The sequence below is a fragment of the Herbaspirillum camelliae genome (genome assembly GCF_001929405.1).
GTDB lineage: Bacteria > Pseudomonadota > Gammaproteobacteria > Burkholderiales > Burkholderiaceae_D > Herbaspirillum > Herbaspirillum seropedicae.
The window spans coordinates 3,092,098-3,105,274 of sequence record NZ_KV880769.1; the positions used below are offsets into that span (position 1 = coordinate 3,092,098).

A 13,177-nucleotide genomic window follows, 5' to 3' on the forward strand; every position below is an offset into this window, starting at 1 on the left:
GCAGACAATAAAAAACCCGCTGTGTCGGCAGACATGCGGGTTTAAGAACATCATCGGACTTCGTTCAATACTTTCAATACTGTGTGGTGCCGGGAGCCGGAATCGAACCGGCACGCCTTGCGGCGCGGGATTTTGAGGCTAGCGACACTAATTCGGTAAAAACGAGTATATCACGGGCTTAGACAGAGGGAGAGATGCGGTTTATCGTATTTCTAGGTCAAATTTGGTCAAATCTAACTCTGTATGCCAGCTCTCAAAAAACTCTCTGAACGAACCATCGACAAGAACATTACCGTCAGATGCGACGGCTATTCCTTCCGTGTACGCCTGACAATCAAAGGTCTACGCATTGATGAAACCTTCGATTCTCTACAAGATGCACGTGCCTACAGGGATCGAATGAAATCGGATGCAACGATCGATCCCACGCACAGACTTGTACTTGAGGCGAAACAGCGAAAGCAGGAGGCTGCCCAGATGACGCTTGGTGCCTTGCTTGATCGGTACGAGCGAGAGATCACACCGGCTAAGAAAGGGGCCGCGGTGGAGCGAACGAAAATTGGCAAGCTCAAGAGATATCCAATTTCTAGATTGCCCATCTCTCTGGTCGGTCGCGATGCTGTCTCCCGATTCATGGCCACTGCCAGAAATGAAGGTTGGTCGGAAAATAATTTACGCAAATATTTGATGCTGCTATCAAGCGTCTTTCAAACCGCAATTCGGCGTTGGGGTATGAGCCTGGAAAATCCTGTGCGAACGGTTCAGGTTCCTGCGAACGGTAAGGCTCGTGATCGCAGACTGGAGGTCGGGGAATATGAGCGAATCTTCGTGCAACTGAAGCGGGCTCGAAATCCCTACGTCGCCTCTCTGTTTGAATTTGCAGTGGAGACGGGTGCGCGTAGGGGAGAGATTCTTAACCTTCGTCGGAAAGACGTGAATATCCTTTCGCATACTGCGGTTCTTCGAGACACAAAAAATGGTGAAGACAGAGTGATCCCGCTCAGCGGAAGAGCGGTTGGAATCATTAAAGAGCTGCCCGATCCCTCCTCTGAAAATGTATTTGCTGTGAATGAAAAACAGCTGAGGGACGCGTGGGAAGCCGCAAAGCGAAGGGCGCGCAAGGAATACGAAAAAGAATGCGCTGAGAAAGAAATTGCGTTGAACCCTGGCTATATCACGGGACTACGATTCCATGACCTCCGACGAGAGGCAACCAGTAGATTTTTTGAACGGGGGTTGGACTTGATGGAAGTGGCATCGGTTACGGGCCATAAAACGTTGCAAATGTTGAAGCGCTATACACACTTGAGAGCAAGCGACCTTGCAAAAAAACTGGGCTAATAATGATGAATTCTATGATTGAATTGGGCACTATTCTTCGACCGTTGATCGAAGCGACACTTGATGAAAGTCAGGAATCGGTTTCCAAAAAAATAAATGAGATTTTGATTATTTTGGAGGATGAAGATCCGTTCATCATGGCGCTTGATCGGTTGCAAGCGCTAATTGGCCTGACTGAGACCGAAGCTCAGTTGGGTGTTCTCAGTGGCTATCTCGCGGGGATTTTGCATTGCCGGCATATGTACGACGCCGTTATGTAGCTCCGTCAAGGAGACCGTGGAATAAATGCGGGTACCGCGTTTATGCCGCGAAAGCTCCTTGACGGCGCGCGGAAAGGACATCCTGGCTCGTGGGGGGAGGGGCAGTCCAAACTGCTCCTTCCCCCATGAGGAACGGGAGGGGCGCCACCAAATAACCTCATTGTGGGGGATTGATATGAAGTACCTGGTAGTAGATCTTGAGGCGACGTGTTCCGATGACGGCAGCATCACGGCCGAGAACATGGAAATTATTGAAATTGGAGCTTGTTGGGCGTCGCCGTCAGGTGAGGTGCTCCAGCGGTTCCAGCAGTTTGTGAAACCGCTGGTAAATCCGGCCCTCACACCTTTTTGTAGGGCCTTGACAGGTATTTCTCAACACGACGTTGATACAGCGCCGTTGTTTGCAACTGCCGCCGAAAAATTATTTTTGTTTGCAGAAGAGCATAGCGATCCCCAGGCTGTTTGGATGAGCTGGGGAGCATATGACCAGAAGCAATTGGTGAGAGATTCGTCTTTGCACCAGGTGAAGTTCCCGATTGCTTTCCCGCATCAGAACGCGAAAAAGATGTTTGCGAAAAATCAAAAGATCGGTAAAGAAGTCGGCATGGCAAAGGCTTGCGAGTTAGCCGGGTTTAGTTTGTTAGGCCAACATCATCGAGGACTTGATGATGCAGTTAACATCGCCAGGCTGTTACCTTTTATTTTGGGACATAGCCACCTGAGGAAGTCAAAAAATCCCGCAATCTAAGAAGGATGCGAAGAAGCCTGTAGTATTATTTCCTGAAGGAATAGTTGGATATGCCCAATTATTCCTTCGGCTACATAGAGTATTTTTGTTTTGATAATTAAAAAATAATCCTGTGGGAGCAATGATGTTCTTCTTCGTTTTTGTATTGGTTGTTGGATTGATAATCTATGGCCTTTGGTCGCTTTATCGTCGAGAGGATCGTTCACGAAGGCAGCTTTTGGACGGGCTTCGAGCACAAAATTTCAGTAGCGAGCACCTACTGGAAGGTGGCTCCCACTACGTGGCTTTTGACTCAAATAGTCATCGGGTAGCATTCGCAACTGCTAAAGGCGTGCAGCTATTCAATTTTGATGAAATGGCGGAAATCCAATGGCTTTGGGTTGATCGGAACGGAAGGAAGGAGCGCAATTTCCTGCATTTCAGGATGAACAATGTTGTATGCCCTTTGATCAAAGTTCGCTGCACGTCGGCACAGCAAGCGGAACATTGGAATGCTAAAGTCCAAGCTATTTGGGCTCTCCCGACTTAAATTTCACCACTGAAAACAATATGGACCTGATTACAAAATCTTTTGACGGACGTTTCCGTTGGATACGAGTAGTTCCTTCTGAAGCCAATCGGTTACCATCAGCTAATGAGCAGAAGCCAACCTGGATTCGGCTTGATCTCATAGAAGAGGTACGTAGGAGCGTGTGCTTTGGGGGAGGCGATGATCCATCGACGGAATACAGTATTGTTGTGCGTACGTCGACCGGGCAATATCATCCCAGCTTAAACCTGTTCCATCGTAAAGACGCCGACCTGGTCATTGATCAGCTACTTGATATTATTTCAGAAGCCAGAATGCCGTGACGTTGTACTGGCGTGCCTGCGCCAAGCCGCGAAGAGAATCTCATCAATTGGCGTCCTTCAAGAAAACCTGGGATTCTCTTTGCATTATTTGCACGTTGACTGCAAGGCAAATCTTGCGGCAGCGGGTATGGGCGTAGTCCATCCTCTTTTCGCTATCAATGAGTCTACCTCTCGCTGTTTAGCAAGCGTTTCATCTTCTAGTTGTTTTACGGATTTCCAAGACCACACCTCCCGCCCGCCCACACAATCACACGTCCACACCATCTTCGATCGTTTGTATGTCTCGAATTCCGCTTGGGTTTTCTGATCTATTTCGTCTGCATACGACGTCACAGTAACGAACAGCGTGAGAAATGCGATCCCCGCAGTGATAGCTAAAAATTTCCAGCGACGAACATCAGATTTAAGCTGATTCCACCTCATCATATTTTGCTTTCGGCGAGATTCAAGGGCGGCCTTTTCACTATCTCTTTGCCGTAATTCCTCCAGCCATTCAGCATGCCGGACCACCAGGCTTGCTGCGCACTCCTCAGCAGAGAGCGAAGATTTCGCAAGCTCATTAGCTTGGTTGATTGACCAGGTGATTGCCTGAGGGACGCCCTGCAGGTCATCGTGTCCTTCGTCAATATCGTAGAGCGCGAATGAGTGATACAGAGGTCTGCCGCAGAATGAACCTGCTCTGATGTAGAGAATAAGGACCATGGCTGAAAAGATCTCCCCATGGCCGAACTCTCCGCCGCAAATACGATGAGCGCACTCATGCAGGTAGAGCGCAAGGATTTGCCTTCTGTGCATTTCTTCTGACAAATCCGTGCGCTGAACTAGTTGATTACTGATTGCGACTTCACCGGCCTCCGTATAGTCGAGGTATGAGCAGAAGCCACCCCAGTTCGCGGAGCGCTGGCGATTGATTAAGATTGCTGGATACGGATGCATCCTCAGCCTTTCAAATAGTTCGGAAGTCAGTGTGCTGGTAAGGATAGCGGGAGGATTCTCGTCAATCAGCTGCCTGAGTATGTTCATGAGTTCGAGGGCTTGCTACCTTTTGGAGGAATCGAAACTGTGGCGCGAGCTAAGATGGCGGCGTCGCCAATGGAGAGGCCCAAAGTGTAATGACCCACTAAAAACCTGCTCAGTAGATAATCCTAAAAGGGAATCAAAATGAGCAAGGTCATGGAAGAAGAATTCAAACGTTGGACAGCCAAGCGCAAAGCGGCGCTGGTGATGGAAATCATCCAGGGAAAGACGACGGTAGCCGAGGCTAGCCGGTCGTTTGATATCCCGCCATCCGAGATCGAAGAATGGGTCGATGAAGGCCGCAAAGGGATGGAGAACGCCCTGCGCGCCAAGCCGCTGGATGTGAGAGAACAGTACGAGCGGCAACTCAAGGAGCTGCAGGAAGCCTACGGAGAAGCCATGCTGGAGCTGCGCGCCAGAAAAAAATTGGCGTCCCTGTTGGGCGAGGAAGACAAGTAATCGAGACCATCCGCCAGGGACTCAAACAAGACGGTTTCGATGTGGCTGTCAGCAAGATATGCGCGTGGTTTGGGATTGCCAGGCGCAGCGCTTACTACAAGCCGGTGAAGGCTGAGCCCAAGGTGCAGGAGCGCTTTGCCGAACCCATTCGCAAGATGATCCTGGAAGAGCCGTCCTTCGGCTATCGCACGGTGGCTGGCCTGCTCGGGTTCAATAAGAACACGGTGCAGAGGATCTTCCAGATCAAAGGTTGGCAGGTCAAGAAGCGTCCTATTGGTTTCCGGCCCAGGGTGAAGGCCTTGCCGTCGGTAGCCACAGGACCAGACCAGCGCTGGGCAACCGATCTGTGTCGGATCTGGACAGGGCGAGATGGCTGGGCGGTGCTAGCCTTGGTGATTGATTGCCACACGCGGGAATTACTGGGCTGGCATCTGTCGCGTTCGGGCAAGTCGAAGACGGCAGAGTCGGCCTTGGAGCAAGCGCTGATCGCGCGTTATGGCTCACTGGGTCGCGTGACGGCGCCGTTCTTGCTGCGCTCAGATAACGGCTTGGTGTTCACCAGCCGTAGTTACACCGCGTTGGTCCGCAGTTACGGGCTTCAGCAAGAGTTCATCACGCCGCATTGCCCACAGCAGAATGGCATGGTCGAACGCGTCATCAGAACCCTAAAGGAGCAATGCGCTCATCGACATCGCTTCGAAACATTGCAGCACGCCAGTCGCATCATTGGTGACTGGATCGGCTTCTATAACCACCGCCGGCCGCATCAGGCGCTGGGCATGAAGACACCGGCTGAGGCGTTTGCTTTAGCCGCATAACTTGAGCAGGTTTCGCTGGGTCATTACAAAAGTGCATTGAAAAAATAGTGTCCAAATCTCGATCTCAACGAGATACGCGGCCTCGCGGTTCGCCAACGAGGCTGCGCGCGCGAGCTGCAGATCTACGGCATTGGAGAGATCAGGGTTACCCCGTTTCAGCGCTTCAAGCTCTGGATCGCGGCGATTCAGTCTGGCGGCATCAGAAGACATTGCCCGTTCAATTCATTTTGGGGTTGAAGCCAGCGCGAGTTGAAACTTCTTTTTCGAGGCCGTTCCGTGTGGTAAGCCCCAACTCTGGTTCGGACGACGGTTTCATCCCTGTATCGAGCTTGTCCTGTTGCCCAGCCTCCTCTATTGCGCGTCGCAAGCGCTGACGGAACTCTTGTTGTTCACGTTGAATCTCCAGGACGCTATTGGTCCTCATGTCAATGGCCTCTTTATGTTCTTCCTCAAATTTTTGCAGGAGGCGATCCAGAGCATTGTCAACACCCGTAGCTTTGCGATCGGTATTTATAATCTTTATATCCAAGTCCGCCATCTGTTTGGTCAAGCGATTACGAGCGATAAATGTCGAGTTAGTCAATTGATCACGTAGTTTCGTTTGAATTTCGCGCTGCTCACCAGCAGCTCTGGCAAGCGCGGTTTGTTGAGCTCTCAGCTTTTTGAACTCTGGTGCCGCGTCCGAACTAGTAATCATTTTCTCCAGGAGTGAAGTACGAATCTCGCTTCTACTGACAATGGGAGACTTGTCTAAGAGCAGCTCTTGACGCCGTAATGCTGCGACTGTGGACCCTAAAGCAGATCTGGCGCTGGCTGGAGGGTCTCCAGCATGTTGCAACGACTTCGTAGCAGACGGAAAAAACGGGGGAATCTCTTCAATGCCGAAAATACGCAGAATGAAATTGAGTCCTCTCCGAATCGCTTCTAGTAGTTCCGAAACAATTTCGTGGGACGCAGAAACGTCTGCACTATTTGTCCTGGTACGCTCTTCTTTTCTGTCAATTTCGGTCTTTTGTGCCAATTCAATAAGCCTATCTGACAGTAATTTCGCTTCCTGCTTCGACGGATTTCTTAAGAACGAATTTAGGTCTTTCTCCAAAACAGCGGCGTCTTCTCGAAGCTTGTTAATGTAAAAAACATTATTTGGGTTGCTCGGGGCAGGGCGTGAAAAATGTGCGCTACTGTGTTTTGCTGTATTGGAATGTGCCGCAATGTTTTTTAATGTGCCATACATTGTTAACTCCTTTCTTAAGTTTTGAGTTCTCATCAAAGCCTCGATGTATGAACGCCGAGCAGATCGCGACTCATTGATACGTATAGAATCCATCTCAGTCAGCGTGCGGGCTTTCTTCCCTGCCATTTTCTTTTCCGGTTGGAGATCAATCTGCCGGTCTTTATATGAGCGATGATCGACGCGCTCCAGCCGTCCGACGGCTTCGAGCGACGTGTTGCAGTGCTCCGCCCAAGATTGCCTGAATGCCTGCAGACGATCTCGTGTTCCCATGGAGTCCTTTTTGCAACCTCCGCCCGCAGGATCTTTTGCGTTATATCTCTTGAAAAATCTATCGGGTGAGCGGTCAATTCCATCATTCAGTCGTTCTGAGATCTGGATATGTACATGTGCGGCCGGCATCCCGTCGCTCTGTCGTTTCGAATGCACTGCTAGACTGAATGGGTGGCGAGAAAAATGGGCCGAGACGAAACTCTGTACCAAGCCGATCTGTTCTTGCAGTGATAGGCCTCGAGGAAGTGACGCTTCGAATTCTCGATATTGCGTCCCATTCTTCCGTTCGAATTCATGTGAGGCACGCCAAAAAGACTCGGCGTTATCTGACGCCCATAATGGTAGATTCCCACTCTGCGAATAGAGAAGGGTTTCATCGTTACCAGCACGTGCGTTCCGCTGCCGATTCAGGTCCTGATAGCGTCCAGTGCGAAAGTTGTACTGATACTTGAGGTGCGCGTCGATCCGTCCGCCGCCTTTACGGTCGCCTACCGAAACCCTGAAGTGATAGTGGCCTAGTGGACTCATCTACTTGGATCCGAACCTTACGCTCACGACGTGAGCGTGCCGCCTGCAAGGCCGCGCGTTTCTCCACTTTGTGGAGAAACTACTAAGCGCGCATTGTCATGCTGTTGAGTCATGAGGCCTGGCCGCTGGATGCTGGCGATTCGGATGCCTTTTTCTCAGGGAACCTCGCGTGATATGCACGTAGAACATCTACGACCGCTTCCTCATCAACGTTTTCGATGTTCTTCAACTTCTGAAGCAATGCCATCGTGACAGTGGCGTTTTCTGAAGCAATTTGTAGGGCAGCAATTCCGATGCAGATCTTGGCGTGATTCTGGCGCTTCCTGCTTGCGTCCTGAACCGTGCGGAAGATTTCGCTTGTTCTACGCTCGGCCTCTCGAGCTTTAAATTTAAGTTTGTCTGCCGCCCAGAGACTATCCAGCAGCTTCTTTTCTACTGGAGTAGTTTCTTCTTTCGCTGAGAGCTGAATGATCATTTCCTGATCTGATGTCTTTTTGGCGAGCGACGTCATCCAAGCGAGTCGCTGATTTTTGTCATAACTCATGCTTGTTCCCTTGAGATGCATTCATGTTTGCTGCCAGAAATTTCGTGAAGTCAGTGCGCACAAATTTCGATGCCAGCCCGTCTTTTCTATAGAGGTTGAAGACCGGACGATTGTTTTGCTCGAGAAAGGCGCCGAATTCCGTAATTACCGATTGTTTCGTATCTTCATTTAATGACTCGAAATGGGCGTACGCGACCGCATGAGCTGCGGCCTCTCTTGCTTGCTGTTCAGCTTTAGCTTGCTGTTCTTGGTGCTGTATTTGCTCAAGCTCATGGCGAGCTGCGAATTCGGAACGCCATTTTTCAAGCGAATTCAGGTCACTACTGTTGGCACCGTCGCTGATAATGCGCGCCCTGACTACCTCGCGAAATCGTGGCTCGTTGGTCATCGGCTTCTTTTTGCGCTGAATCCAAACTGCAGCCTCAATCAGATCTTCAAGATCTTCGATTGTTTTGATCCCACTACCAACCGGGTTGGTGGTGGTAGAAATAGAAGTAGGGATAGGGTTAGGGTTAGGGTTACCGCCTGCCTCTTCGGATGTGCTTGGAACCCCGTCCGGATACCCTTCGGAGGGGGTGCTCAGTCCTTGTAAGACGCCATCTGGGTCATATTTCTTTAGCCATTGAATAACGCCGTCGCGCCACATGGCTGGAACGCAGCCTAATTCTTCATAGGCTTTTTTTTGCACATTTCCGGTAAAGGCTCCTTTCAAAGAGTTGTGCTTCCACCACTCCTTTACCCAGACCCAGCCTGAAACTTCATCGAATTCGATTAGACCTTTGTCTTGAAGATGTCTTAACGCGTTGAGTACTTGGGGCTCAGTCCAACCGGCACCGACACCCACTGCGCGCCACATTACTCGGTAGACGCCTATGACACCGCTCTCTTCGCACGTAAGGAATAGAAAAAGAGTGAATCGCTCCTCTGTTGTCAGATCCGTGAGATCGGGATCCTTCCAGAAGGCAGTGTTAAATATGCGAGAGCGCCCCATACTTAGGCACCTCTCTGATGGAGGCTTGCGCGTTGCGCCTCTGATTTGCGAGGCCGACCAGGCTTACGTTTGCCTCCCGATATGGCTACCGTTGAGTCGATGAGCGAAGCGATGTCCGCGATCTTGAAATAGTTCATGCGACCGATCCTGACGGGCACCAATTCGAAAGTCTTCGCACAAAGTCGATTTCGTATGGTCTGCGGCTCGAGGCCGAGAATGTCTGCGGTTTTCTTCAGTGGGACGAGCAGGGCGCCGCCGGAGCTGCGCAAGACGAGATCCAGGGTAGAGATTTGTTGCATGAATGCTCCTTATGCCGCAAAAGTGCGGCACGAATTAATTCGTGCATCCCAACGGATGCGCTAAATCATTTCTTAGGAGCGGAGCGGGGAGGCCGTTCGGCCTGCTCGGGGTGAGCGTTAGGGGGGAAATGGGGCGAGACCGGTGCGGCTGGTCGACGGCGTAGCACCAGTAAGTTGGACCTGGAAAGGCGGTACGCGTAGGAAAAAATTAAGCAGCCCAGCGTCACCACCATTACCAGCAAAACAGGCGAAATCGCAGTGACAAGAAATCCGAGCTTTCCCAGCACCAATGCTACAAAGACAAGCGTCATCAGCAAGCCATAAAGCTTGTAGAGGCCGATAGCCCGCTTTTGATTGGTCGACAGTTGAGGAGAGGAAGCCCGCATGCGAAGTAATTTATCAGCTTGCAGATATGCAAGCAAGAAGCTCGATGTACCGAAATATACCGAATTACTTCAGGCGCCTTTTGAAGATTGACCAGGTCAAAATTGGTCAACTTTTAGGGAGTGACTCGGTATAATCGGATATCTTCCTTCATACCTAATCCCTGAAATCTACTGGTGCCGGGAGCCGGAATCGAACCGGCACGCCTTGCGGCGCGGGATTTTGAGTCCCGTGCGTCTACCTATTCCGCCATCCCGGCGACGCAAGCCGGCAATTATGTATGATTTCGCGCCGAGGAGCAAGCCCTCAACACGGTCAGCCATGCCGGGCGTGGAAATTATTTACCGCACACCGCCTCGATGGCCCGCTCACCGGTGGAACCAGGGATGGGATCCTGCAATTTGACGTCCGAATACGCCAGCTGCGGCGCCAGCAGCAACTGGCCACGCCCATCGGCCTGCGCATACATCTTGCGGCTGCCAAATCCCAGCTGGCGGTTGCCGCAATCGAAGTAGGCCGTCGAGATCTCGGACAGGTAATACGTCTTGCTGCCCTGGCCCATCAACAGTTGCGGCCGGTGCCAGTTCAGCAGGATCTGCGCCTGGCGCACGCTGCGCGTAGTGACGATGCTGCTCTTGTCGATGAAGAAGCTGCCAATGCTGTTCTCACCCAGCGGCAACCATTCGGCATGGGCCGTCAGGCCAGTCGTGGCCAGCACAGCGCCCAGCAGCAGCGCTGCGCGCTGCGCAGAAAAAAAGGAAAACACGCTATCCATATCGGGGCCGGCGTCGCGTCAGCTCATCATCATGGCCAGCATGGCGACATCGTCTTCCAGCATCAGGATCAGCACGATGCTCCAGAAGAGCAGTTGCGCCAGCACCCAGTGCTTTGCCGTGTCCAGCCTTGCCACCATGTCCAACCTGCCGATCGCGAGAAATTGAGTTGCAGTAATCCTAACATGTCTTCGCAAATTGACATGCTGCAATCTCAGCGAAATCGCCGGATACGGCCTCAAGCAAAGGCAAGGGCAAGGGCAGGGCGGCTGACCGGACCCGCGCCGCCAGGTCCGGCCAGCGCCGCTCAGATCGCTGCCGCAATCGCCTGGCCGACCTCGGCCGTGTTGCTCTTGCCGCCCAGGTCGGGCGTGGTGGGGCCGTTGACCAGCACGGTCTCGATGGCGGCCAGCATGGCGTCGTGGGCCTGGCGGTACTTGCCCTGGCCGCCGCCGAGGAAGTCCAGCATCATCGCGCCCGACCAGATCATGGCTACCGGGTTGGCGATGTTCTTGCCGAAGATGTCCGGGGCCGAGCCGTGCACGGGCTCGAACAGCGAGGGCAGTTCGCGGCTGGGGTTGATGTTGGCCGAGGGCGCAATGCCGATGGTGCCGGCGCAGGCCGGGCCGAGGTCGGAGAGGATGTCGCCGAACAGGTTGGAGGCCACCACCACGTCGAAGCGATCCGGGTTCAGCACGAAGTGCGCGGTGAGGATGTCGATGTGGTACTTGTCGCGGCGCACGTCGGGATACTTCGCGCCCATGGCTTCGACGCGCTCATCCCAGTAGGGCATGGTGATGGCGATGCCGTTGGACTTGGTGGCCGAGGTGAGGTGCTTCTTGGGGCGGCTTTGCGCCAGGTCGAAGGCGAACTTGAGGATGCGGTCGGTGCCTTTGCGGCTGAACACCGATTCCTGGATGACGGTCTCGCGCTCGGTGCCTTCGTACATGCGACCGCCGATGGAGGAATATTCGCCTTCGGTGTTCTCGCGCACGACGTAGAAGTCGATGTCGCCGGGCTTGCGGTTGGCCAGCGGGCAGGGCACGCCGGGCATCAGGCGCACCGGGCGCAGGTTGACGTAGAGGTCGAAGTCGCGCCGGAACTTGAGCAGCGAACCCCACAGCGAGACGTGGTCCGGCACCGTGGCCGGCCAGCCGACGGCGCCAAAGTAGATCGCTTCGAATCCCTTCAACTGCTCGAACCAGTCGTCCGGCATCATCTTGCCGTGCTGGGCGTAGTAGTTGCAGTGCGCCCAGTCGAAGTGGGTGAATTCAATGTCGATGCCGAATTTCTTGCTGGCGGCCTGGACTGCGCGCAGGCCTTCGGGCATGACTTCCTGGCCGATGCCGTCGCCGGCGATGACGGCGATCTTGTGGGTCTTGCTCATCTCTTGTGCTCCTCTGATCTGACTGGACGATGTTGGACGATGGAAGGCGGGCTCATGACGGGCTCGTCATGGGCTTCATCATAGAGCGCTTCCCTGTTGCGATCATCCACGAACTGGTGATTCCATAAAACACGAATCGTGAATGATGCCGAAAACGCCAGCCAGCAAAAAGGCGCTACCAGAACGGTCAGCGCCTCATCAGCGGAGCCGGGAGGAGAGCCGATCAGCCAGCTAGCGTCTCGCTCCAGAGCGTCACGCCCAGGGTGTGCTCGGCGCCGGGCTCCAGTTCCACCAGGTCTTCCATCACGTTGGCCGTTTCTACGCACAGCATGCGTTGCCAGGCATCGTCGGCGAACTGCGACAGCCGACGGGCCTTGCTCACCCAGGGGTTCCAGACCACGGCCGAGCTCGATCCGCTGGCCTCGATCTGGATGCGGCGGTTCCAGCCATCGTCGCGGATGGACAGGCGCGGCGGCAGGTCCAGATAGATGCGGTCGGTTTCGCTGCTGACCACCAGGGCGCGCTTCTGCTCGCGCTCGGCCCAGCCTTCCAGGGTCTCGATATAGCGGTGGCCTTCCAGGCCTTCGACGGTGACGTCGTGGATGCTGCTGACGGCGAAGTAGCTGTGCAGCGCCTGCGTGAGGGCGAGGTGTTGCTCGCTGCCATTGCGGGTGGTGAGCTTGAGGTGCAGGCGGTCGTCCAGCAGGATCTCCAGGCGCAGCTCGATGCCCGGCGGCAGGTGGCGCAGCGCCGGCGATTCGCTGGTGGGGGGAATGGCCAGCACCAGGCGCACGCTGTCACCCTCGATGGCGTTCTCCATCAGCAGCCAGGGAATGCCGCGCACCAGGCCGTGCGCGGGCAGGCGGCCGCCCGAGTGCAGCGATTGCACCTGCGGCGGGTTGCGCATCAGGTCGCCGAACCAGGGCCAGCAGACGGGAATCCCGCCGCGCACCGAGTTGCCGGCCTCGAAGGCGGCTTCTTCGCTCATCCAGATCAGCGGTTGCTGTCCATGCTCCTGATAGCGCAGCACCTGCGCGCCCTGTTCGGCAATGAGCAGTTCTGCCCGCGCTGTCTGCACGCGCAGGCATTGCAGCTGGTTGACTTCGATGCGCTGGATGTGGGGAAGATCGGGCGGGACTTCCTGTTCGTCAATGAGGCTCATGCCGATGTCTCCAAGAGAATTCGTTGCGATGCTGCAAGACTGCCACATTTCAGCCAGTTGCGGGAGATCTGACCGGGTTGGCAGGCGATGCGACGTGTCTCGCCAGGCCG

Annotated in this window: 17 protein-coding genes and 1 tRNA gene; 7 read left to right on the forward strand and 11 right to left on the reverse strand. The window is 53.9% G+C overall.

The window, feature by feature from the left end:
• Positions 1 to 243: 243 nt before the first annotated feature.
• From BGK68_RS13670 to BGK68_RS27500, 5 genes are all read left to right on the forward strand, one after another.
• The gene (locus tag BGK68_RS13670) at positions 244 to 1,341 is read left to right on the forward strand and encodes a site-specific integrase (protein ID WP_083657809.1); all 1,098 of its coding nucleotides are present in this window, start codon (positions 244 to 246) and stop codon (positions 1,339 to 1,341) included.
• A gap of 2 nt (positions 1,342 to 1,343) precedes the next feature.
• Positions 1,344 to 1,601 carry a hypothetical protein gene (locus tag BGK68_RS13675; protein WP_075257554.1) on the forward strand — a complete coding sequence of 86 codons (258 nt, stop codon included), beginning with the start codon at positions 1,344 to 1,346 and terminating at the stop codon, positions 1,599 to 1,601.
• Positions 1,602 to 1,776: 175 nt separating this feature from the next.
• Positions 1,777 to 2,349, forward strand: a complete 573-nt coding sequence (locus BGK68_RS13680) for a 3'-5' exonuclease (RefSeq protein ID WP_075259828.1) — start codon at positions 1,777 to 1,779, stop codon at positions 2,347 to 2,349.
• Between the two features lie 124 nt (positions 2,350 to 2,473).
• Positions 2,474 to 2,878, forward strand: a complete 405-nt coding sequence (locus BGK68_RS27495) for a hypothetical protein (protein WP_143433048.1) — start codon at positions 2,474 to 2,476, stop codon at positions 2,876 to 2,878.
• A 20-nt stretch (positions 2,879 to 2,898) separates the two neighbouring features.
• A complete protein-coding gene (locus BGK68_RS27500) occupies positions 2,899 to 3,201 on the forward strand; it encodes a hypothetical protein (protein WP_143433049.1) in 303 nt (100 codons plus the stop codon).
• A gap of 84 nt (positions 3,202 to 3,285) precedes the next feature.
• Here the strand turns inward: BGK68_RS27500 and BGK68_RS13685 are convergent, their stop codons facing one another.
• Positions 3,286 to 4,224, reverse strand: a complete 939-nt coding sequence (locus tag BGK68_RS13685) for a hypothetical protein (protein WP_075257555.1) — start codon at positions 4,222 to 4,224, stop codon at positions 3,286 to 3,288.
• 138 nt (positions 4,225 to 4,362) lie between these two features.
• Here BGK68_RS13685 and BGK68_RS13690 point away from each other — a divergent pair, with 138 nt between their 5' ends.
• Positions 4,363 to 4,677 carry a transposase gene (locus tag BGK68_RS13690; RefSeq protein ID WP_017455550.1) on the forward strand — a complete coding sequence of 105 codons (315 nt, stop codon included), beginning with the start codon at positions 4,363 to 4,365 and terminating at the stop codon, positions 4,675 to 4,677.
• A 41-nt stretch (positions 4,678 to 4,718) separates the two neighbouring features.
• Positions 4,719 to 5,495, forward strand: a complete 777-nt coding sequence (locus BGK68_RS13695) for an IS3 family transposase (RefSeq protein WP_075255802.1) — start codon at positions 4,719 to 4,721, stop codon at positions 5,493 to 5,495.
• Here BGK68_RS13695 and BGK68_RS13700 read toward each other — a convergent pair.
• From BGK68_RS13700 to BGK68_RS13745, 10 genes are all read right to left on the reverse strand, one after another.
• Complete coding sequence (locus BGK68_RS13700; RefSeq protein WP_075257556.1) at positions 5,484 to 5,705, reverse strand: hypothetical protein; 222 nt, start codon at positions 5,703 to 5,705, stop codon at positions 5,484 to 5,486. The genes BGK68_RS13695 and BGK68_RS13700 overlap by 12 nt on opposite strands.
• A 7-nt stretch (positions 5,706 to 5,712) precedes the next feature.
• Positions 5,713 to 7,527 (reverse strand): MobA/MobL family protein, encoded by a 1,815-nt coding sequence (locus BGK68_RS13705; protein ID WP_075257557.1) that lies wholly within the window; start codon positions 7,525 to 7,527, stop codon positions 5,713 to 5,715.
• Positions 7,528 to 7,636: 109 nt separating this feature from the next.
• Positions 7,637 to 8,071, reverse strand: a complete 435-nt coding sequence (locus BGK68_RS13710; RefSeq protein WP_075257558.1) for a hypothetical protein — start codon at positions 8,069 to 8,071, stop codon at positions 7,637 to 7,639.
• Positions 8,061 to 8,927, reverse strand: a complete 867-nt coding sequence (locus BGK68_RS13715; protein ID WP_143433050.1) for a hypothetical protein — start codon at positions 8,925 to 8,927, stop codon at positions 8,061 to 8,063. The genes BGK68_RS13710 and BGK68_RS13715 overlap by 11 nt, the downstream gene beginning before the upstream one ends.
• A gap of 137 nt (positions 8,928 to 9,064) precedes the next feature.
• Positions 9,065 to 9,361 carry a hypothetical protein gene (locus tag BGK68_RS13720; RefSeq protein WP_075257560.1) on the reverse strand — a complete coding sequence of 99 codons (297 nt, stop codon included), beginning with the start codon at positions 9,359 to 9,361 and terminating at the stop codon, positions 9,065 to 9,067.
• Positions 9,362 to 9,426: 65 nt separating this feature from the next.
• Positions 9,427 to 9,783, reverse strand: coding sequence for a hypothetical protein (locus BGK68_RS27505; protein ID WP_141107057.1), 357 nt, complete (start codon positions 9,781 to 9,783; stop codon positions 9,427 to 9,429).
• A gap of 136 nt (positions 9,784 to 9,919) precedes the next feature.
• Positions 9,920 to 10,004 (reverse strand) — tRNA-Leu (locus tag BGK68_RS13725).
• Positions 10,005 to 10,082: 78 nt separating this feature from the next.
• Positions 10,083 to 10,511 carry a surface-adhesin E family protein gene (locus BGK68_RS13730; protein WP_407645687.1) on the reverse strand — a complete coding sequence of 143 codons (429 nt, stop codon included), beginning with the start codon at positions 10,509 to 10,511 and terminating at the stop codon, positions 10,083 to 10,085.
• A gap of 314 nt (positions 10,512 to 10,825) precedes the next feature.
• Entirely contained in the window at positions 10,826 to 11,905 is a 1,080-nt protein-coding gene (locus BGK68_RS13740) for a tartrate dehydrogenase (RefSeq protein ID WP_075257562.1), read from the reverse strand.
• A 223-nt stretch (positions 11,906 to 12,128) separates the two neighbouring features.
• Positions 12,129 to 13,067 carry a D-hexose-6-phosphate mutarotase gene (locus BGK68_RS13745; protein ID WP_075257563.1) on the reverse strand — a complete coding sequence of 313 codons (939 nt, stop codon included), beginning with the start codon at positions 13,065 to 13,067 and terminating at the stop codon, positions 12,129 to 12,131.
• Between the last annotated feature and the right edge of the window lie 110 nt (positions 13,068 to 13,177).